Source organism: Streptomyces sp. NPDC031474 (assembly GCF_055581185.1).
On the sequence record NZ_JBVIJX010000015.1, the window covers coordinates 254,117 to 271,676 of the forward strand.

Annotated in this window: 18 protein-coding genes; 8 read left to right on the forward strand and 10 right to left on the reverse strand. The window is 71.7% G+C overall.

Going from position 1 to position 17,560, the window contains the following annotated elements:
* Positions 1–16: 16 nt before the first annotated feature.
* A complete protein-coding gene (locus ACZ5SK_RS31235) occupies positions 17–1,276 on the forward strand; it encodes an MFS transporter (protein ID WP_361701393.1) in 1,260 nt (419 codons plus the stop codon).
* Positions 1,277–1,384: 108 nt separating this feature from the next.
* On the opposite strand, the gene ACZ5SK_RS31240 is transcribed toward ACZ5SK_RS31235, so the two are convergent.
* The gene (locus ACZ5SK_RS31240) at positions 1,385–1,969 is read right to left on the reverse strand and encodes a suppressor of fused domain protein (protein ID WP_334577421.1); all 585 of its coding nucleotides are present in this window, start codon (positions 1,967–1,969) and stop codon (positions 1,385–1,387) included.
* A 500-nt stretch (positions 1,970–2,469) separates the two neighbouring features.
* Here ACZ5SK_RS31240 and ACZ5SK_RS31245 point away from each other — a divergent pair, with 500 nt between their 5' ends.
* Complete coding sequence (locus ACZ5SK_RS31245; RefSeq protein WP_334577422.1) at positions 2,470–3,600, forward strand: magnesium and cobalt transport protein CorA; 1,131 nt, start codon at positions 2,470–2,472, stop codon at positions 3,598–3,600.
* A gap of 31 nt (positions 3,601–3,631) precedes the next feature.
* On the forward strand, positions 3,632–4,150 hold the full coding sequence (locus ACZ5SK_RS31250; protein WP_334577423.1) for a hypothetical protein: 519 nt from the start codon (positions 3,632–3,634) through the stop codon (positions 4,148–4,150).
* On the opposite strand, the gene ACZ5SK_RS31255 is transcribed toward ACZ5SK_RS31250, so the two are convergent.
* A complete protein-coding gene (locus tag ACZ5SK_RS31255) occupies positions 4,151–4,903 on the reverse strand; it encodes a hypothetical protein (RefSeq protein ID WP_334577424.1) in 753 nt (250 codons plus the stop codon). It abuts the gene before it with no gap.
* Between the two features lie 175 nt (positions 4,904–5,078).
* Between ACZ5SK_RS31255 and ACZ5SK_RS31260 the strand changes: the two genes are divergently transcribed.
* Genes ACZ5SK_RS31260 through ACZ5SK_RS31270 form a run of 3 tightly spaced genes read left to right on the forward strand, consistent with a single transcriptional unit; the run spans position 5,079 to position 8,194 of the window.
* Positions 5,079–6,407, forward strand: coding sequence for a magnesium transporter MgtE N-terminal domain-containing protein (locus tag ACZ5SK_RS31260; protein WP_361701389.1), 1,329 nt, complete (start codon positions 5,079–5,081; stop codon positions 6,405–6,407).
* Positions 6,391–7,017 (forward strand): DUF1003 domain-containing protein, encoded by a 627-nt coding sequence (locus ACZ5SK_RS31265; RefSeq protein ID WP_334577426.1) that lies wholly within the window; start codon positions 6,391–6,393, stop codon positions 7,015–7,017. The genes ACZ5SK_RS31260 and ACZ5SK_RS31265 overlap by 17 nt, the downstream gene beginning before the upstream one ends.
* A 43-nt stretch (positions 7,018–7,060) precedes the next feature.
* Positions 7,061–8,194: an Mrp/NBP35 family ATP-binding protein gene (locus ACZ5SK_RS31270; RefSeq protein ID WP_334577427.1), complete on the forward strand. Its 1,134-nt coding sequence runs from the start codon at positions 7,061–7,063 to the stop codon at positions 8,192–8,194.
* Between the two features lie 100 nt (positions 8,195–8,294).
* Here ACZ5SK_RS31270 and ACZ5SK_RS31275 read toward each other — a convergent pair whose 3' ends face one another.
* The 5 genes from ACZ5SK_RS31275 to sigE all read right to left on the reverse strand — a co-directional run bounded on the left by ACZ5SK_RS31275 (position 8,295) and on the right by sigE (position 14,269).
* Complete coding sequence (locus ACZ5SK_RS31275) at positions 8,295–8,954, reverse strand: hypothetical protein (RefSeq protein ID WP_468416172.1); 660 nt, start codon at positions 8,952–8,954, stop codon at positions 8,295–8,297.
* A gap of 169 nt (positions 8,955–9,123) precedes the next feature.
* A complete protein-coding gene (locus ACZ5SK_RS31280; RefSeq protein ID WP_334577429.1) occupies positions 9,124–9,594 on the reverse strand; it encodes a sec-independent translocase in 471 nt (156 codons plus the stop codon).
* Between the two features lie 230 nt (positions 9,595–9,824).
* The gene (locus tag ACZ5SK_RS31285; protein WP_468576748.1) at positions 9,825–12,227 is read right to left on the reverse strand and encodes a S1C family serine protease; all 2,403 of its coding nucleotides are present in this window, start codon (positions 12,225–12,227) and stop codon (positions 9,825–9,827) included.
* A 264-nt stretch (positions 12,228–12,491) separates the two neighbouring features.
* Positions 12,492–13,490, reverse strand: a complete 999-nt coding sequence (locus ACZ5SK_RS31290; RefSeq protein WP_334577430.1) for an anti-sigma factor family protein — start codon at positions 13,488–13,490, stop codon at positions 12,492–12,494.
* Positions 13,487–14,269 (reverse strand): RNA polymerase sigma factor SigE, encoded by a 783-nt coding sequence (gene sigE, locus ACZ5SK_RS31295; RefSeq protein ID WP_334577431.1) that lies wholly within the window; start codon positions 14,267–14,269, stop codon positions 13,487–13,489. The genes ACZ5SK_RS31290 and sigE overlap by 4 nt, the downstream gene beginning before the upstream one ends.
* Before the next feature lie 163 nt (positions 14,270–14,432).
* On the opposite strand from sigE, the gene ACZ5SK_RS31300 reads away from it, so the two are divergent.
* Entirely contained in the window at positions 14,433–15,131 is a 699-nt protein-coding gene (locus tag ACZ5SK_RS31300; protein ID WP_079659873.1) for an O-methyltransferase, read from the forward strand.
* A gap of 138 nt (positions 15,132–15,269) precedes the next feature.
* Here ACZ5SK_RS31300 and ACZ5SK_RS31305 read toward each other — a convergent pair whose 3' ends face one another.
* Positions 15,270–15,437 carry a DUF3117 domain-containing protein gene (locus ACZ5SK_RS31305; RefSeq protein ID WP_003966491.1) on the reverse strand — a complete coding sequence of 56 codons (168 nt, stop codon included), beginning with the start codon at positions 15,435–15,437 and terminating at the stop codon, positions 15,270–15,272.
* 378 nt (positions 15,438–15,815) lie between these two features.
* Here ACZ5SK_RS31305 and chcB point away from each other — a divergent pair, with 378 nt between their 5' ends.
* Positions 15,816–16,607 (forward strand): 2-cyclohexenylcarbonyl CoA isomerase, encoded by a 792-nt coding sequence (gene chcB, locus ACZ5SK_RS31310; protein ID WP_334577432.1) that lies wholly within the window; start codon positions 15,816–15,818, stop codon positions 16,605–16,607.
* Between the two features lies 1 nt (position 16,608).
* Here the strand turns inward: chcB and ACZ5SK_RS31315 are convergent, their stop codons facing one another.
* Together ACZ5SK_RS31315 and ACZ5SK_RS31320 are read right to left on the reverse strand one after the other, a co-directional pair.
* Positions 16,609–17,196, reverse strand: coding sequence for a DNA-3-methyladenine glycosylase I (locus tag ACZ5SK_RS31315; RefSeq protein ID WP_334577433.1), 588 nt, complete (start codon positions 17,194–17,196; stop codon positions 16,609–16,611).
* Positions 17,193–17,549, reverse strand: a complete 357-nt coding sequence (locus tag ACZ5SK_RS31320) for a DivIVA domain-containing protein (protein WP_334581178.1) — start codon at positions 17,547–17,549, stop codon at positions 17,193–17,195. The genes ACZ5SK_RS31315 and ACZ5SK_RS31320 overlap by 4 nt, the downstream gene beginning before the upstream one ends.
* Positions 17,550–17,560: the final 11 nt, after the last annotated feature.

Below are 17,560 nucleotides of genomic sequence, written 5' to 3' on the forward strand. Positions count from 1 at the left end.
GAGGGTGAGGGGAACCATGGACACGTTCGACGCCGGAGCCGGGAGCATCCTGCGGCAACCGAAGGCGGTGTGGGCGACGGCCGGCGCATCCGTCGTCGCCTTCATGGGCATCGGCCTCGTCGACCCGATCCTGCCGTCCATCGCCCAGGGCCTGGACGCCACGGCCGGCCAGGTCTCCCTGCTCTTCACCTCGTACTTCCTGATCACCGCCTTCGCGATGCTGGTCACCGGCTTCGTCTCCAGCCGCATCGGCGGCCGCCGCACGCTGCTGCTCGGCCTCGCGCTCGTGGTCGTCTTCGCGGGCCTGGCCGGCACCTCGGGCTCGGTCGCCGAACTGGTGGGCTTCCGGGCGGGCTGGGGGCTCGGCAACGCGCTCTTCGTCTCCACCGCCCTGGCGGTGATCGTCGGCGCCGCGGCCGGCGGCAGCGCGGCCGCCATCCTCCTGTACGAGTCCGCCCTCGGCCTCGGCATGGCCTGCGGACCGCTGCTGGGCGCGCTGCTCGGCGACGCCAGTTGGCGCTACCCCTTCTTCGGCACCGCGTTCCTGATGGCGATCGGCTTCCTGTGCATCACGGTGTTCCTGAAGGAGCAGCCGAAGCCGGCCCGCAGGACCTCACTCCTGGACCCGCTCAAGGCGCTCGGCCACGGCGGACTCGCCTCCGTCGCAGCGTCGGCGTTCTTCTACAACTACACGTTCTTCACCGTGCTGGCCTTCACCCCGTTCGTGCTGAACATGACCCCGTACAAGTCGGGGGCGGTGTTCTTCGCCTGGGGTCTGCTGCTCGCCGTCTTCTCGGTGATCGTGGCGCCGCGGCTCCAGAAGCGGTTCGGCTCGCTGCGGGTGCTGGGCGGCTCGCTGGTGCTGCTCGCCGTCGACGTACTCGCCCTCGGCTACGGCGACCACACCACGGCGATCGTCTGCACGATCCTGTCGGGCGCGTTCATCGGCGTGAACAACACGGTCTACACCGAGCTGGCCCTCGGCGTCTCCGACGCCCCGCGTCCGGTGGCGAGCGCCGGCTACAACTTCGTGCGGTGGTTCGCGGCGGCGGCCGCGCCCTACTTCGCACCGAAGATCGAGGAGTGGACCGAGGTCCGCATGCCGTTCGTCGTCGCGGCCGTGACGGCGGTCCTCGGCGCGGTCGTGGTCGTCGTACGGCGCAAGGCCCTCACACTCCCCCACTCTCGGCTTCGCTCGAGCGGGGGGACCCCCATGGCGGCGGAACCGGCGCCGAGGCACGCGGCCGAGGACGGCGTGGCCGTCTTCGCGAACTGAGCCGGACGCCCGACGGCCCGACGGCCCGACGGCCCGACGGCCCGACGGCCCGACGGAAGCCAACGAGAGGTTTTCAGGCACGTGTTGGTGACATCGGTCACCCGGGCCTCAGTCGAGCGGGACGGACCTGCGGGAGGGATCCCGCAGGTCCGTCCCGCTCGTCAGCCAGCGCTCCTGAAGGGCCTGGGCGCCGTGCACGCGTTTCCAGGCGGCCTCGTTCGGGGTCATGGGGAGCAGGGGCAGGAAGCGGACCGGGTCGAGGGGCTCGTCGAGGTCGAGGTCCTCGACCAGGCCGCCCGGCTCGGCGACCAGCACCGAGGTGAACGGGGCGCCGGGCCACAGGGGTTCACCGACGTCGAGGGAGGCGCCGGGGGCCACGACCACACCCTCGACCTGCGGGGACGCGGCGAGCACGGCGAGCGGGCGGAGCACCTTGTCCGTGTCGGCGGTGCCGGGGCGGACCGACAGGACGAGCTCGGCGCGCGGTCCCAGAGCCGGGTCCGCGAACACCGCCGTGGGGTCGCTCATCGGCTGCGCGGACATGCCGAGGGTGGCGTACCGGACGACGTCGCCCTCATGGAAGCGCAGCACCTCGACGCGGTCCGTACCGAGGAAGGTGACCGCGGCGCGGGCGTCCGGCTCGCCCAGCGCGGTGCGCAAACGAGCCTCGACCAGAGGAAGAACATCAGCCATGCGGCGAGCATAGAACTGGTCGGCGCAGGGCAAAGCAGCGCCTTGACACTTCGGTCGGCTGGTACTCTGGGCCGGTAGTTCGGGGCAGCACGCTGAAGCGTCGCGATCTTGCCCCGACGCAGACGAGACTCCCTTACGAGGGACCGGCTGGAGGAGGTGGGGCTGTCATGGATCGAAGTCACCCGTGCAGTACCACTCGCTCTTCCGGCCGCTGATGCAGCTGCTCTGGCCTCTTCGCCTCCGGCTGGTCGCCAACGCTCGCGCTCATCTTCACGCCGAAGAGCACTTCGTTTCGTTCTTGCCTGATCTGTCTGATCTGAATCTGATCTGAATCAGTAGCGAAGCTCGCCACCGCGACGGAGCGGTGCTCCCCGCTTTGTGGACGTGCCAAACATCCTTCCCAGCCCTGCCGGCCGGGGAGACCCAGTCAGGACGTCCCCATTCCGGGCAGTTCCACCCGTCGTGGCGGTCTTTCTTTGCTCGTCGCGAAGGAGCCTGCCATGTCGATGATCCGCGACCTCCGTGCCGTCGTCCGCCCCGCCCGCCCCTCCCTGCGCAAGGGGGGCGGGCGCATGGACAGCGGCGCCTACGACACCACCCGTGACCCGGCGACGCCGTCGGCCGTCGTCGACTGCGCCGTCTACCGCGACGGCTCGCGCGTCGCGTTCCCGCAGCCGCCGACCCCGCAGGAGGCCATGCGTCAGGTGCGGCGCGACGGAGGCTTCGTGTGGATCGGCCTGCACGAGCCGACCGAGGCCGAATTCGCCGGTATCGCAGCCGAGTTCGGGCTGCACCCGCTGGCCGTGGAGGACGCGGTGCAGGCGCACCAGCGGCCCAAGCTGGAGCGCTACGACGACTCCCTCTTCACCGTCTTCAAGACGATCCACTACATCGAGCACGACCGGCTCACCGCCAACAGCGAGGTCGTCGAGACCGGTGAGGTCATGTGCTTCACCGGCAAGGACTTCTTCATCACCGTCCGACACGGCGGCCAGGGCTCGCTGCGCGCGCTGCGCCACCGGCTCCAGGACGACCCCGAGCTGCTCGCCAAGGGCCCCTCGGCCGTGCTGCACGCGATCGCCGACCACGTCGTCGACGGCTATGTCGCGGTCGCCGACGCCGTGCAGGACGACATCGACGAGGTCGAGACGGAGGTGTTCTCGCCGGGCCGCAAGGGCACCCCGCGCGGCACGGACGCCGGCCGGATCTACCAACTCAAGCGTGAGGTCCTGGAGTTCAAGCGTGCGGTGTCGCCGCTGCTGCGGCCGATGCAGCTGCTGAGCGAGCGGCCGATGCGACTGGTCGACCCCGACATCCAGAAGTACTTCCGGGACGTCGCCGACCACCTCGCCCGGGTCCAGGAGCAGGTCATCGGCTTCGACGAGCTGCTCAACTCGATCCTCCAGGCCAACCTCGCGCAGGCGTCCGTCGCGCAGAACGAGGACATGCGCAAGATCACGTCCTGGGCCGCCATCATCGCCGTCCCGACGATGGTGTGCGGGGTGTACGGCATGAACTTCGACTACATGCCCGAACTCCACTGGAAGTTCGGCTACCCGGTCGTCATGGCGGTCATGGTGGGCATGTGCGTCGGCATCCACCGCACGCTGAAGCGCAACGGCTGGCTGTGAGGGCCGCCGGGCGGGCCCTTAGGCTGGCGTCATGACAGGCGAGCTGCTCGACCAGGCCCTCGTCGAGGAGGCCACCAAGAAGTCCGGCCTCATCTGGGTGCGGGGCGCCGGCGAACCGGCCGCGCGTGCACTGTGGCACGTGTGGCACGAGGGCGCGGCCACTCTGGTCGGCGACGGGCCCGGTGAGCAGCCGCTGCCGGGGCTCGTCGAGGGCGGCTCGGCCGAGGTCACCGTCCGCAGCAAGGACAAGGGGGGCCGGCTGGTCTCCTGGACGGCGACGGTCGTCCAACTCGCGCCCGGCGGTGAGGCCTGGGAGGCCGCCGTCGCCGACCTCAAGGGCAAACGGCTGAACGCGCCCGACGGCGAGGCGATGACCGAGCGCTGGGCACGCGAGTGCCGGGTGCTGCGCCTGGAGCCGACGGGGGCCACGCTGCCCCTGCCCGACGGGGATCTGGCGGCGCGGCCCGTGCCGTCGCCCGCCACCACCCGTGAGCCGATCCCGGCGGGGCTGCCGAGGCTGCTCCTCGGCAGGAGACGCCGCAAGCGGTAGTCACGACGTCGGCAGCTGCTTGCCGTAGTCCACCGTCTCGTCCTTCGCCGGTGCCGTCAGGGCGAAGTCCTTGCCCCAGGCGGAGAAGCTCAACGTGCCCGCGCCGCCTGCCCGCACCAGCCGCAGCGGGTACGGCTCGCCCTCCAGGGACACGTCCAGCGTGCCGCCGGAGCCGCCGTCGCCGGCGATGCGGATCGTGCGGACGCCGGACTGCTCGTGGTGGCCGTCCGTGCCCAGAGAGCCGTGCAACGTCAGCAGACCGTCGAGGAGGAGGTTCTTGTCCGTGAAGCCGCTGAACTTCTTGTACGAGGGGTCGCCCGTCGGCACCTTCACGTACTTGCCCCCGAGCTTGTCGCCCGCGGCCGCGTCCGAACCGCCGTCGTCGGACGTGCCGTCCTCGTGGTTCCAGAACTCCGCGTCGGCCTTCAGGAACAGCTGCTCGCCGACCCGCAGCAGCTGGAAGGTGGCCCCCTCCGCGGTGACCGACCCGCTGCCGCCGTCCGCCTTCAGGCTCATGTCGAGCTTGTACGTCTTCCCGCTGGTGACGACGCTCCCCGACAGTCGCACCGCGTCCACGGAACCGGCGGCCGTCCGCGCCTTCGTCTGGATCTCCTTGGCGGACAGCTTGCCCACCCCGTTCGTGCCCGCGTCCGGATCCTCGCTGCACCCGCTCGCTCCCAGGCCCACCACCAGTGCGCACACCACGCTCACCAGCGCGGTCCGACGAGTACGGCCCGGGGGAATCGCAGTCACAGAGAAGGCTGCCTTTCTGCGGGGGTGTGCTGAGCGGCGTACGGCAGCGTACCGGGGTCGCGGGGCGCCGGCGGAGCCAGTCCGTCCGGACCGCCCACCAGGGCGTCTCCGATCGGGACGGGCTAGCCTGAAGCCCGCACGGACGGGCAATTGGGAAAAGGACGGAGGTGTGGTCATGGCAGCGGGCGCCCCGCGGATCTTCGTGTCGCACCTCGCCGGCGTCCCCGTCTTCGACCCGAACGGCGACCAGGTGGGGCGCGTACGCGATCTGGTCGTCATGCTGCGTGTCGGGCGGCGGCCCCCGAGGGTGCTCGGGCTGGTCGTCGAACTGTCCACGCGGCGCCGGATCTTCCTGCCCATGACCCGGGTGACCGGCATCGAGTCCGGCCAGGTCATCACCACCGGCGTGGTCAACGTCCGGCGCTTCGAGCAGCGGCCCACCGAGCGGCTCGTCTTCGGCGAGCTGCTGGACCGGCGCGTCAGTCTCGTCGAGGCCGGGGGGCCGGGAGAGGAAGTCACCGTCCTCGACGTGTCGCTGCGGCAGCTGCCGGCCCGCCGGGACTGGGAGATCGACCGCGTCTTCGTGCGCAAGGGCCGGAAGGCGAGCGCCTTCCGGCGGGCCAAGGGCGAGACGTTGACGGTGGAGTGGTCGGCGGTCACCGGGTTCTCGCTGGAGGAGCACGGGCAGGGCGCGGAGAGCCTCCTCGCCACCTTCGAGCAGCTGCGCCCGGCCGACCTCGCCAACGTGCTGCACCACCTGTCGCCGAAGCGGCGCGCGGAGGTCGCCGCCGCCCTCGACGACGACCGCCTCGCCGACGTCCTGGAGGAGCTCCCGGAGGACGACCAGATCGAGATCCTCGGCAAGCTGAAGGAGGAGCGCGCCGCGGACGTTCTGGAGGCCATGGACCCCGACGACGCGGCCGACCTGCTCGCCGAGCTGCCGACGGCGGACCAGGAGCGGCTGTTGAGCCTGATGGAACCCGCCGACGCCGCCGACATGCGGCGCCTGATGGCGTACGAGGAGCACACCGCGGGCGGGCTGATGACCACCGAGCCGATCGTCCTGCGCCCGGACGCCACCGTCGCCGACGCCCTCGCGCGGGTGCGCAACCCCGACCTCTCCCCCGCCCTCGCCGCCCAGGTCTATGTCTGCCGCCCGCCCGACGAGACGCCGACCGGCAAGTACCTCGGCACGGTCCACTTCCAGCGCCTGCTGCGCGATCCGCCGTACACGCTGGTCAGCGCGCTCCTCGACGAGGATCTGCAGATCCTCGCGCCGGACGCGGCGCTGCCGGTCGTCGCCGGGTTCTTCGCGACGTACGACATGGTCGCGGCGCCCGTCGTGGACGAGGCGGGGTCGCTGCTCGGCGCGGTGACCGTGGACGACGTCCTGGACCACATGCTGCCGGAGGACTGGCGGGAGACGGAGTTCCACCTCGCCGAGGACGGCGCCGACGGCGGGACGGACGGCGAAGGGGCGGGGCCGCATGACTCCCGAGCGTGAGAGCGGGCGCGGTGAGCGCACCGCGGCGGCCGGCGCGCCCCACAACCGCGCCCCGGCCGGAGCGACGGCGACCAGCCGTCCCCGGGCCCGTCTCGACCAGCCCCGGGCGCCGCGCCACCGGCTGGTGCCCGAGTGGGACCCGGAGGCCTTCGGACGGCTGTCGGAGCGCATCGCACGGTTCCTGGGCACCGGGCGGTTCATCGTCTGGATGACGATCGTCATCATCGTCTGGGTGCTGTGGAACATCTTCGCCCCGCGCGACCTGCGCTTCGACAACTACCCGTTCATCTTCCTGACCCTGATGCTGTCGCTCCAGGCCTCCTACGCGGCCCCGCTGATCCTGCTCGCGCAGAACCGGCAGGACGACCGCGACCGGGTCAACCTGGAGCAGGACCGCAAGCAGAACGAGCGGTCCATCGCCGACACCGAGTACCTGACCAGGGAGATCGCCGCCCTGCGGATCGGTCTGGGCGAGGTCGCCACCCGGGACTGGATCCGCTCGGAGCTGCAGGACATGGTCAAGGAACTGGAGGATCGGCGGGACGGGCACCGTGAACATGCCGTATTCCCGGCAGAACGGTCGCGGGGACGTGACGTAGACGACCGGTGACGGGCTTTCCGGGGCCCGGCTACCGGGCCGTACCATCGACCCTATGGCTAGCGAAGACGCGGTGCGCGAGGCACTGGCGACGGTGAACGACCCCGAGATCAACCGGCCCATCACCGAGCTCGGGATGGTGAAGTCGGTGGAGATCGGCGCGGACGGGGCGGTCGCGGTCACCGTGTACCTGACGGTCTCCGGCTGCCCGATGCGCGAGACCATCACGCAGCGCGTGACCGACGCGGTCTCGGCCGTCGAGGGCGTCACCCGCGTCGACGTCACCCTCGACGTGATGAGCGACGAGCAGCGCAAGGAGCTGGCGAGCGCCCTGCGCGGCGGCCAGACCGAGCGCGAGGTCCCCTTCGCCAAACCCGGCTCCCTCACCCGCGTCTACGCGGTCGCGTCCGGCAAGGGCGGCGTCGGCAAGTCGTCGGTGACGGTGAACCTGGCGGCGGCGATGGCGGCCGACGGACTCAAGGTGGGCGTCGTCGACGCCGACATCTACGGCCACAGCGTGCCGCGCATGCTGGGCGCGGACGGCCGTCCGACCCAGGTCGAGAACATGATCATGCCGCCGTCGGCGAACGGCGTGAAGGTCATCTCCATCGGCATGTTCACCCCGGGCAACGCCCCGGTGGTGTGGCGCGGCCCGATGCTGCACCGGGCGCTGCAGCAGTTCCTGGCGGACGTGTACTGGGGCGACCTGGACGTGCTGCTGCTGGACCTCCCGCCGGGCACCGGTGACATCGCGATCTCGGTGGCCCAGCTGGTCCCGAACGCGGAGATCCTGGTCGTGACGACGCCTCAGCAGGCGGCGGCCGAGGTCGCCGAGCGGGCGGGCTCCATCGCCGTGCAGACCCACCAGAAGATCGTCGGCGTGGTCGAGAACATGTCCGGCCTGCCCTGCCCGCACTGCGGCGAGATGGTCGACGTCTTCGGCACCGGCGGCGGCCAGAGCGTGGCCGACGGCCTGACCCGCACGACCGGCGCGAACGTCCCGGTGCTCGGCTCCATCCCGATCGACGTCCGCCTGCGCGAGGGCGGCGACGAGGGCAAGCCGGTCGTCCTGACCGACCCCGACTCCCCGGCGGGCTCCGCCCTGCGCGCGATCGCGGGCAAGCTGGGGGGACGGCAGCGCGGCCTTTCAGGGCTGTCGCTGGGGATCACCCCGCGCAACAAGTTCTAGGCCGGTCCCAGGCCGGTTCCAGGCCCGTCCTTCGTACGACAGTGGGGGCGCCGTCCGTCATGGACGGCGCCCCCACTGTCGTACGGGGTCGCGTGCCTGATCAGGCGTACGCCTCGATGTCCTTGATCATGGCGAAGCCGAGGCCGTACGCGCTCATACCCCTCCCGTACGCCCCCACGTGCACCCCTTCCGGCGTCGAACCGGCCAGCACCCAGCCGAACTCGGACTCGCGGTAGTGGAACGGCGTCGGCACGCCGTCGACCGGGAGGGTCAGCGTCGACCAGTCCGAGCCCGCGAGATCGTCGGCGAGGACCCAGGCCGTCTCGGTCTGCTGGTCCAGCCAGTCGTCGCGCAGGCTGTGGTCCATCTGGCCCGGCCAGGTGAAGGACAGCAGGCCCACGCCCGCGAGCCACGCCGCCGAGGACACCGAGGTGGCCTCCAGCAGGCCCGTACCGTCCGCGCTGCGCCGTACGGGGTTCGCGGCGACGGTCACGACGACCGCGAACTTCCCGCGGTCCTCGCCGGCCGTCTCGTGCCGTACGGAGGGTTCGTCACCGTGTCCGATGGAACCGTGCTCCACGGCCCCGTCGGCCGCCGTACCCACCTGCATCAGCCAGCGCGGCCCCGTGAAGGCCTCGTCGAGGCCGTACCAGGGGAAGGGTGCCTCCAGGTAGCCGTCGACCGTACGCCGGGCGGAGGGGACCTGCTGTCCGCCCTCCGCGGCCGGCGTCTGCGCGCCTGCCCGACTCGTCGTCTCCATGTGCCCGGACGCCTCCTCGTTCTCGACGGAGCGACCGGCCCGCCCCCCTTCGGGCGTACTCGTCCGCTCCGCACAACAACCAGGCAGCATAGCCACCCCGCTCCGGGCTGCCGGGAAACCTCCCGGCGCGTGGAGCGTGCGCCCCCTCACATCGGGGAGCGCGGGTGACTCAGGTGGCGTCCGCGTCGAACGGCGGACGGTCGTCCTTGCCCGGCTCCTCGGGCTTCTTGGTCATGTCGATGCGACCGCCGTCCGAGGACGAGGAAGAAGAGCCCGAGGGCAAAGAGCCCGAGGAGGAAGAGGCGGAGGTGTCGGTGTCGCGGCTGTGAACCGCGTCCGTGACCTCGGCCATCTCCTTCTTCAGGTCGAAGCCGTTGCGGATCTCCTTCAGCCCCAGCTCGTCGTTGTCCAACTGCTTGCGGATGAAGGTCTTGGGGTTGAGGTCCTCGAACTCGAAGTCCTTGAACTCCGGGCCGAGTTCGCTGCGGATGTCCGCCTTGGCGCTCTCCGAGAACTCTCGGATCTTCCGGACGGTGCGCATCACGTCCTGGATGACCTTCGGGAGCTTGTCCGGACCGAAGACGAGCACGGCCAGGACGACGATCGTCACCAGCTCGAGCGGTCCTATGTCATTGAACACCTGAAGCTCCTTGCGATGTCCGCGGTCCTCGGCCCTCGGCCCTCAGTGGTCAAGTTCGGGTCTTCCGTGGTCCGGGCCGGGTCCACGGTACCTGTCACACCTGTCCGACCGGTACCGTCCCGGGGCGTCCGAGTATGTGTATGCCACCGGTTTTCCGCGTTGTTTGCCTTGTGGGGCCGGGTTTCGGGGCCCGACCTGTGACGTTTGCGTCAATCGAGGGCGGCCGGAGCTCAGCCGGAGCCGGACGAACCGAGGACCAGTGTGAGGGTGTGTTGCGCGCCGCCGCGCTCGACGGTCAGTTCCAGCCGGTCGCCCGGGCGGTGGGCGCGGGTCTTGACGATCAGCTCCTCACCGGAGTGGACGCGCTGGCCGTCGACCTCCGTGATGACGTCCCCGGCGCGGATGCCGGCCCGGTCGCCGGGGCCGCCCGCGGTGACCGGGGCCCCTCCGCCGACACCGGCCGTGCCGACCCGGGCGCCGTCACCCGCGTAGTCCAGGTCGAGGGTGATGCCGATGACCGGGTGGGTCGCCTTGCCGGTGTTGATGAGCTCCTCGGCGACGCGTTTGCCCTGGTTGATCGGGATGGCGAAGCCGAGGCCGATCGAACCGGCCTGGGCGGTGCCGGAGTCGGTGCCGTCGGCGGCGGAGCGGATGGCGGAGTTGATGCCGATGACATGGCCCTGCCTGTCGAGGAGGGGCCCGCCGGAGTTGCCGGGGTTGATCGGCGCGTCGGTCTGCAGGGCGTCGACGTACGACACGTCGCTGCCGTCGTCGCCGGCGCTGCCGTCGCCGGCGGTGATGGGCCGTTCCTTCGCGCTGATGATGCCCGACGTGACGGTGCCCTCGAGGTCGAAGGGGGCGCCGATGGCGACGACCGGGTCGCCGACCTGGACGTTGTCGGAGTTGCCGAGGTAGAGGGGCTTCAGCCCCTTCACCCCGGTCACCCGCACCACGGCGAGGTCGTAGCCGCTGTCCCGGCCGACCACCTCGGCCTTGGCGGTCGTGCCGCCGTTGAAGACGACGGTTATCTCGCCGTTGCTTCCGGCGGGCTCGACGACGTGGTTGTTGGTGAGGATGTAGCCGAGCGAGTCGAGCACGAAGCCGGTCCCGGTGCCGGACTCCTCACCGCCGCTGACGTGCAGCGTGACGACGCCGGGCAGGGCCCGCGCGGCGATCCCGGCCACGCTGTCCGCGGCCCGCCCGGTGGGCTCGGCGGAGGCCTGCGGCAGCTGGACCCCGTTGAGGCCGCCGTTGCGCTCCAGATACGCCCCTACGGCTCCTCCGAGCCCCCCGGACACCAGCGCGACGGCCAACGCGCCCCCGACCAGCCTCCACCGCATCTGCCTACGCCGCTCGGCCGCGCTGAGCACATGCACGCCGGCGTGCTGAAGGGACCCGCCAACGGGCGGAGACCCTTGGGCAGCGTCGGCCCCGGGCAGCGGTGCTCCGGCGAAGGGGGTGGGCGACCAGGGGTCGTAGCGGCCCCAGGGGGTGGGACCGGCCGAGGGCGGGGAGGCCGAGAGGGGAGCCAGGCCGGGACCGGCTTCGGCTGCGGGCCCGAGGGGAGGTACGGCGTCGCCCTGGCCGACCGGCGGTATGGTCGCCGCCGCCGGATGCTGGACGGGCGGCGCGGGCGCCCAGGGCCCAGGCTCGCCCACCGGCCCGAGAGGAGGCGCGGCGTCGCCCTGGCCCGCCGGCGGTACGGTCGCCGCCACCGGATGCTGGACGGGCGGCGCGGGCGCCCAGGGGCCCGGCTCACCGTACGGCGGGGTGCTGTAAGGGTCGGGGTCATGCAGCGGCTTGGGCCGCCCCTCCCCGACCGGCGCCGAGGACGGCGCAGCGGCACCCACGTCGGCCGAGAAGCCCGCGTCTGCATGAACACCCGAACTGGCCACCACCGGCCCGTCAAGGCCAACGACGTCCGCCACGACGTCCGGAACGGCCGGGCCCGCCGGAACGGCCGGGCCCGCCGGAACGGCCGGGCCCGCCGGAACCTCAGAGACGGCCAGGCCCGCCGAGACTGCGGGGACTGCGGGGTCCGCCGGGACGCCCAAGTCCCCCGAGACCGCCGAGACACCCAATTCCGCCGAGACCGGCGGATCCACCGAGATCGCGGGGTCCCCCGAGAACTCAGAGACGGCCAGGCCCGCCGAGACTGCCGGGTCCGCCAGGACTGCCGGGTCCCCCGAGACCGCCAGGTCCGCCGAGACCGCGGAGCCAGCCAGGTTCGCCGGGACCCCTGGGACGCCCAGGTCCGCCGACACTGCGGGGTCCGCCGGGATCCCCGGGACGGCCAAGGCTGCTGGGTCCGCCGGAACATCCCGGTCCGCCGAGACCGCGGAGCCGGCCAGGTCCGCCGGGACCTCCGGGTCCGCCAGGACATCCCCGTCCCCCGAGACCGCCGGGTCCGCCAGGACATGTCGGTCCGCCGAGACCTCGGAGCCGGGCAGGTTCGCCGGGATCCCCGGGACGCCCAGGTCTGCTTGGGGGATTGTCGTGCTTGTCGGGCGGCTCAGTTCGTAGTCGCCGTCGTTGCTGGGGGCGTGGGTAGCGCCGGCGGGGCCAGAGGCCAGGTCAGAGTCGGTGTCGGTGTCGGCATCGCTGGTGGCGGGTCCCGCTGCCGTGTCTGCCATGTCCGCAGGATCCGCCGTGCTGTTCTGTCCGCTCGGCGCCGGTTCGGCCAGTTCGAAGTCGTCCTCGGGTGTCCGGGATGACTGCGGTCGAGGCCGGCTCCACCACTTCGCCCTCGTGGGCTTCCCCTCGTCCATGCTCTCCCCACCCTCGCCCCCGCCACGGCACCCGGCCCGGCGAACTCCGCCTCCGCGCCCGGCTGCCTGGCAGGGCGCGGTCCACCCCGGATTCAACCAGGTTCACGGCGGAGCGGCGCGGGGCCCGGGTCAGCGGGTGCGCTGCGAGTAGGGGGAGGGGGAAGGGGACGGAGCGGAGGTGGTCTCGGGGACGGGCGCGGTGAGCAGTCCGAGTCCGGTGATCTCGGGCGGGGTGGTCCAGGAGGTCAGGGCCACCGGCGGGATCGTGCCGAGCGGACGTATCAGCGGGGACGTCGCCGCCGCGCCGGCCACCATGGGGCTGGTGAGCCGGTGCAGTGCCTGCTCGCCCCGGTCGCCGCCCGGCGTGGGCACGCCCGGCAGCAGCGGTGCGGAGACCTCGGTCGGCGCCATCGGGGTGTCGCCGAGCTGGCCGCCCTGGGAGAGCAGGGGGCCCACGGCACGGCGCCGCTGGCTGTCCGGTGTCGCCGAGGAGCCCGTGCCCGGGGTCCGGGCCGGTGTCACATTGCTCCCGTTGCCCGAGCCGACGCGGCCGTCTGCGGTCGTGTCGACCGGGGCGACGGTGGTCATGCCGCCCAGCGCGATCGCGGCCAGCGACACCGCGCCGGCGGCGACGAACGCGAACCGCATGCTCCGCGACCGCTCGCTGTCGTGGCGGTCGCCGCCACGACCGACCGGGTGGATACGGAAGCCCCGGTCCGAGGCCGGAGACGGTGACAGGACGGAGCCGTGGTCGCGGGCCGGCGCATAGCCGAACTCGAACCGCTCGTCCCGTCTCGGTCCTCTTACGCCGAAGACTCCGTCGGCGAAGCCTCCCGCGCCCCCGCCGAGCGGCGAGCCGCCGCCGTCCGGATCACCTCCCCCGGGAAGCCCCTGGAGACGGGCCAGGAAGCTCTCGGAGGGGGCGGGCGGGGCGACTTCCGCGAAGACGTTCTTCAGCCGGCGCTGCGCGTCGACCTCCGACTTGCACTTCGGGCAGGTCGCCACGTGCGCCAGTACCCGCTCGCGGGTGTCGTGACCGAGCTCGCCGTCCACCAGGGCCGAGAGCCGGTCTCCGAGGTGCTGCTCCGCGAGGAGCCTCTCGGCTGCGTTGTTCCGGGATTCACTCACGCGGTCGCGCCCCCTCCTCCCAGAGCGGGAACGCGGGCCGCGAAGGGGCGGCGCTCGGCGCGCGCGTCGGGCGCGCGGTGCGCGAGCGCCTTGCGCAGCTGCGACCGGCCGCGGTGGATGCGCGAGCGGACCGTGCCCAGCTTGACGCCGAGGGTCGCGGCGATCTCCTCGTAGGAGAGGCCTTCGATGTCGCACAGGACGACCGCGGCGCGGAACTCGGGTGCGAGGGTGTCGAGGGCCTGCTGGACGTCCGCGTCGAAGTGGGCGTCGTTGAAGACCTGCTGCGGGGTGGGCTCCTTGCTGGGCAGCCGCTCGGCCGCGTCGTCGCCCAGCGCGTCGAAGCGGATGCGCTGCTTGCGGCGGACCATGTCCAGGAAGAGGTTGGTGGTGATGCGGTGCAGCCAGCCCTCGAAGGTGCCCGGCGTGTAGGTCGACAGGGAGCGGAAGACGCGGACGAAGACCTCCTGGGTGAGGTCCTCGGCGTCGTGCTGGTTGCCGGTCAGACGGTAGGCGAGCCGGTAGACCCGGCCGCTGTGCATGCTGACGATCTCCTCCCACGTGGGCGGAGTCCACGCCTGCCCGTCCGCGTCGGTGGAGAAGGTCGCGGTCTGGGCGCGGCCGGCGGTGCCGGCGGCGTGGCTGGAGTCAGCAGCGGTGTCGTTCACGGATTTCGGCCTGCCCGCCGACCTGAGAAGGCGCCGCAGCGCTCCTCTCTGATGCACAGGCGCGGCCGCACCTCCCCTGTCGGCTCTGGTGGTGTCCAGTGGAGCCCCTACCATAGCCACCTCGCCCGTTAGCTCCGGATAAGCGGTTTTACGAGAAATTGATCTGTGCTGGGACGGCTCATACGTCTGCGTCAGCACTTGCTCGACGCCCGGTCCCTCGTCGTGATCCAACCGTGTCCCCCCGTCAGCGTTCCCACCCCTTCAAACGCCCGGTCCCATCTGCGGGTTCCCGGCGGCAACGGATACAGTCACGCCGAGGCAACCACGGGGACAGGAGAGGGTCATTACCGGCAACCGGCAGGCAAGCTGGGCGTTCGCCGACGCCTATGCCGCCGAGGACGAAGCGCTGCTCTGGGCCCGTGACCGGGCCCGTGAGGCAGGGCTGCGCTCGGTGTCGCCCAGCACGGGCGCCGCGCTGCGGATGCTCGCCGCCACCGTGGACGCGAAAGCGGTCGCCGAGATCGGTACCGGGACCGGCGTCTCCGGGATCCACCTGCTGTACGGGATGCGGCCGGACGGCGTCCTGACGACCGTCGACCCCGAGCCCGAACACCAGCAGTTCGCCCGGCAGGCGTTCCGTGCCTGTGGCTTCGCCAGCAACCGGGCCCGGTTCATCCCGGGCCGGGCGCTCGACGTCCTGCCCCGGCTGGCGGACGCCGGCTACGACCTCGTCTTCTGCGACGGTGACCGGCTGGAGCTGCTGGAGTACCTCGCTGAATCGTTGCGCCTGCTGCGCCCGGGCGGGCTCGTCGTCTTCGAGGGCGTCTTCGCCAACGGCCGCACGGTCGACTCCGGTCCGCAGCCGACGGAGGTCATAAGAATCCGGGAGCTGCTGCGGGCGGTGCGGGAGAGCCAGGAACTGGTGCCCTCCCTGCTGCCGGTGGGCGACGGGCTGCTGTGCGCGGTCAAGCGCTGACTGCGGTCGTGCTTTGAGTGCGGCCTTGGGCCTTTCGGGCTGGGCGGCGCCGGTAAACCCCGGAAAAACCTGACAAAACAATCGCTCCGGCACCCTTACGGCTGCCGGAGCGATTGAAGAAGTAGGGTCGCTTGCGCGTCAGCCGACGACCTTCTTGAGGGCGTCGCCGAGCGCGTCGGCCTCGTCAGGGGTCAGCTCGACGACGAGTCGACCGCCGCCTTCGAGCGGAACGCGCATGACGATGCCCCGCCCCTCCTTGGTCACCTCGAGCGGGCCATCACCCGTTCGCGGCTTCATGGCCGCCATGCTCGTTCCCCTTCCTGAAACCAGCTCATCGCCAAAGCCGACGGCCCGTGGAGGGCAGCCGCGGTCCAGCGTGGGACACACGACACCGGCATCGAACACATTGCTTCCAGGCCATTATCCCGCATCTCAGGACCCGATGACCAACATCAGTCGGCATCGCTTGGGCAACGCGCGCGAGCAAAACCACTCAATTCGGCGATGTGACTGCGATACTGCGCGCCCGCGCGGACTTCCATGCACCGGAAACCCTCCCAAATTCTTTGACGCAGGTCACACGCGGGGTCCGGTCCCCGGTCGATGATCTCCGCCATGCTGTCCTCGTACACCGGGCGTACTGACCAGTAGTACGTCGGAGCCGCGACACGGAGGGGATACGCCATGGCCGACACCGTGCTCTACGAGGTGAGCGACGGGCTCGCGACGATCACGCTGAACCGCCCCGAGGCGATGAACGCGCTGAACATCGCCACCAAGGTCGCTCTCCGGGAGGCGGTTCGGTCCGCCGTGACCGACGATGCCGTACGGGCCGTGCTGCTGACCGCGGCCGGTGAGCGGGCGTTCTGCGTGGGGCAGGACCTCAAGGAGCACATCGGGCTGCTGGCCGAGGGCTCCGGGAAGGTCATGAGCACCGTCAAGGAGCACTACAACCCGATCGTGCGGGCGCTGACCGAGGCACCGAAGCCGGTGGTCGCCGCGGTGAACGGGGTGGCGGCGGGGGCGGGCTTCGGGTTCGCGCTCGCCGCGGACTTCCGTGTCGTGGCCGACACGGCGTCCTTCAACACGTCGTTCGCGGGGGTGGCGCTCACCGCCGACTCGGGCGTCTCGTGGACCCTGCCCCGGGTGATCGGGCCGGGGCGGGCCGCCGATCTGCTGCTCTTCCCGCGCAGCATCACGGCGCAGGAGGCGTACGAGCTGGGCATCGCCAACCGGGTCGTCCCCGCGGACGCGCTGCGCGAAGAGGCCGAGAACGTGGCGCGCGCACTGGCCGAGGGGCCGACGGTCGCCTACGCGGCGATCAAGGAGGCCGTCGCGTACGGGTTCTCGCACTCGCTCTCCGAGACGTTGGAGAAGGAGGACGAGCTGCAGACCCGGGCGGGGGCCTCCGAGGATCACGCGAGCGCCGTGCGGGCCTTCGTCGCCAAGGAGAAGCCGAAGTACTCGGGTCGCTGACTCACGGGGCGCTGCGGGCCACGCACGTCTCCAAGTGGTCGTTGACCAGCCCGCACGCCTGCATCAGTGCGTACGCCGTCGTCGGGCCCACGAATCGCAGGCCCCGTTTCTTCAGGGCCTTCGACAGGGCCGTCGACTCGTCCGTCACCGCCGGGACGTCCGCCAGGGTTCTCGGGGCCGGGCGGGCGGTGGCGTCGGGGGCGTGGGACCAGATCAGGTCGTCCAGGTCGCCGGAGGCCCACTCGGCCAGGACGCGGGCGTTGGCGAGGGTGGCGTCGATCTTGGCGCGGTTGCGGATGATGCCGGGGTCGGCGAGCAGACGCTCGCGGTCCTCGTCGGTGAAGACGGCGACCGAGGCGATCTTGAAGTCGGCGAAGGCGGTGCGGAAGCCGGGGCGGCGGCGCAGGATCGTGATCCAGGACAGGCCGGACTGGAAGGCCTCCAGGCTGAGGCGCTCGAACAGCGCGTCGTCGCCGTGGACCGGGCGGCCCCACTCCTCGTCGTGGTAGGTCACGTAGTCCGGTGTGGACAGGGCCCAGGGGCAGCGCAGCGCGCCGTCCGCGCCCGCGAGTGCCGTGCCGTCGCTCACTGGTGGTCCTCCGGGGCCTGCTTCTCCATGGAGACGTGCGGCGGCCCGGCCGGGGTCCGGGCGCCGGCCAGGGCGGACTCCAGGTCGGCGATGCGGGCGTCGCGCTCGGCGAGTTCGGCGGCGAGGCGGCTGAGGGCGTCGTCCACGTCGGCCATGCGGTAGCCGCGGGCGGCCAGCGGGAAGCGAAGGTGATCGACGTCGGACCGGTCGACCGGGCGGTCCGGGGGCAGCGGGTCGTGCAGCCGCTCGGGGGCGACCTCCGGCAGCGGGCCGGTGCCCTCGCCGCCGCCCACCACGGCGAGGGTCACCGCGGCGACCACGACGGCGAGCGCGATGACCAGGAACAAGAACATAACCATCGGTG

What these genes read in the sequence shown, in the direction of transcription:
- ACZ5SK_RS31235 (WP_361701393.1), top strand. Translation starts at nt 17, where the DNA reads ATGGACACGTTCGACGCCGGAGCCGGGAGCATCCTGCGGCAACCGAAG.
- ACZ5SK_RS31240 (WP_334577421.1), bottom strand. Translation starts at nt 1,969, where the DNA reads ATGGCTGATGTTCTTCCTCTGGTCGAGGCTCGTTTGCGCACCGCGCTG.
- ACZ5SK_RS31245 (WP_334577422.1), top strand. Translation starts at nt 2,470, where the DNA reads ATGTCGATGATCCGCGACCTCCGTGCCGTCGTCCGCCCCGCCCGCCCC.
- ACZ5SK_RS31250 (WP_334577423.1), top strand. Translation starts at nt 3,632, where the DNA reads ATGACAGGCGAGCTGCTCGACCAGGCCCTCGTCGAGGAGGCCACCAAG.
- ACZ5SK_RS31260 (WP_361701389.1), top strand. Translation starts at nt 5,079, where the DNA reads ATGGCAGCGGGCGCCCCGCGGATCTTCGTGTCGCACCTCGCCGGCGTC.
- ACZ5SK_RS31265 (WP_334577426.1), top strand. Translation starts at nt 6,391, where the DNA reads ATGACTCCCGAGCGTGAGAGCGGGCGCGGTGAGCGCACCGCGGCGGCC.
- ACZ5SK_RS31270 (WP_334577427.1), top strand. Translation starts at nt 7,061, where the DNA reads ATGGCTAGCGAAGACGCGGTGCGCGAGGCACTGGCGACGGTGAACGAC.
- ACZ5SK_RS31275 (WP_468416172.1), bottom strand. Translation starts at nt 8,954, where the DNA reads ATGGAGACGACGAGTCGGGCAGGCGCGCAGACGCCGGCCGCGGAGGGC.
- ACZ5SK_RS31285 (WP_468576748.1), bottom strand. Translation starts at nt 12,227, where the DNA reads ATGGCAGACACGGCAGCGGGACCCGCCACCAGCGATGCCGACACCGAC.
- sigE (WP_334577431.1), bottom strand. Translation starts at nt 14,269, where the DNA reads ATGGTAGGGGCTCCACTGGACACCACCAGAGCCGACAGGGGAGGTGCG.
- ACZ5SK_RS31305 (WP_003966491.1), bottom strand. Translation starts at nt 15,437, where the DNA reads ATGGCGGCCATGAAGCCGCGAACGGGTGATGGCCCGCTCGAGGTGACC.
- chcB (WP_334577432.1), top strand. Translation starts at nt 15,816, where the DNA reads ATGGCCGACACCGTGCTCTACGAGGTGAGCGACGGGCTCGCGACGATC.
- ACZ5SK_RS31320 (WP_334581178.1), bottom strand. Translation starts at nt 17,549, where the DNA reads ATGTTCTTGTTCCTGGTCATCGCGCTCGCCGTCGTGGTCGCCGCGGTG.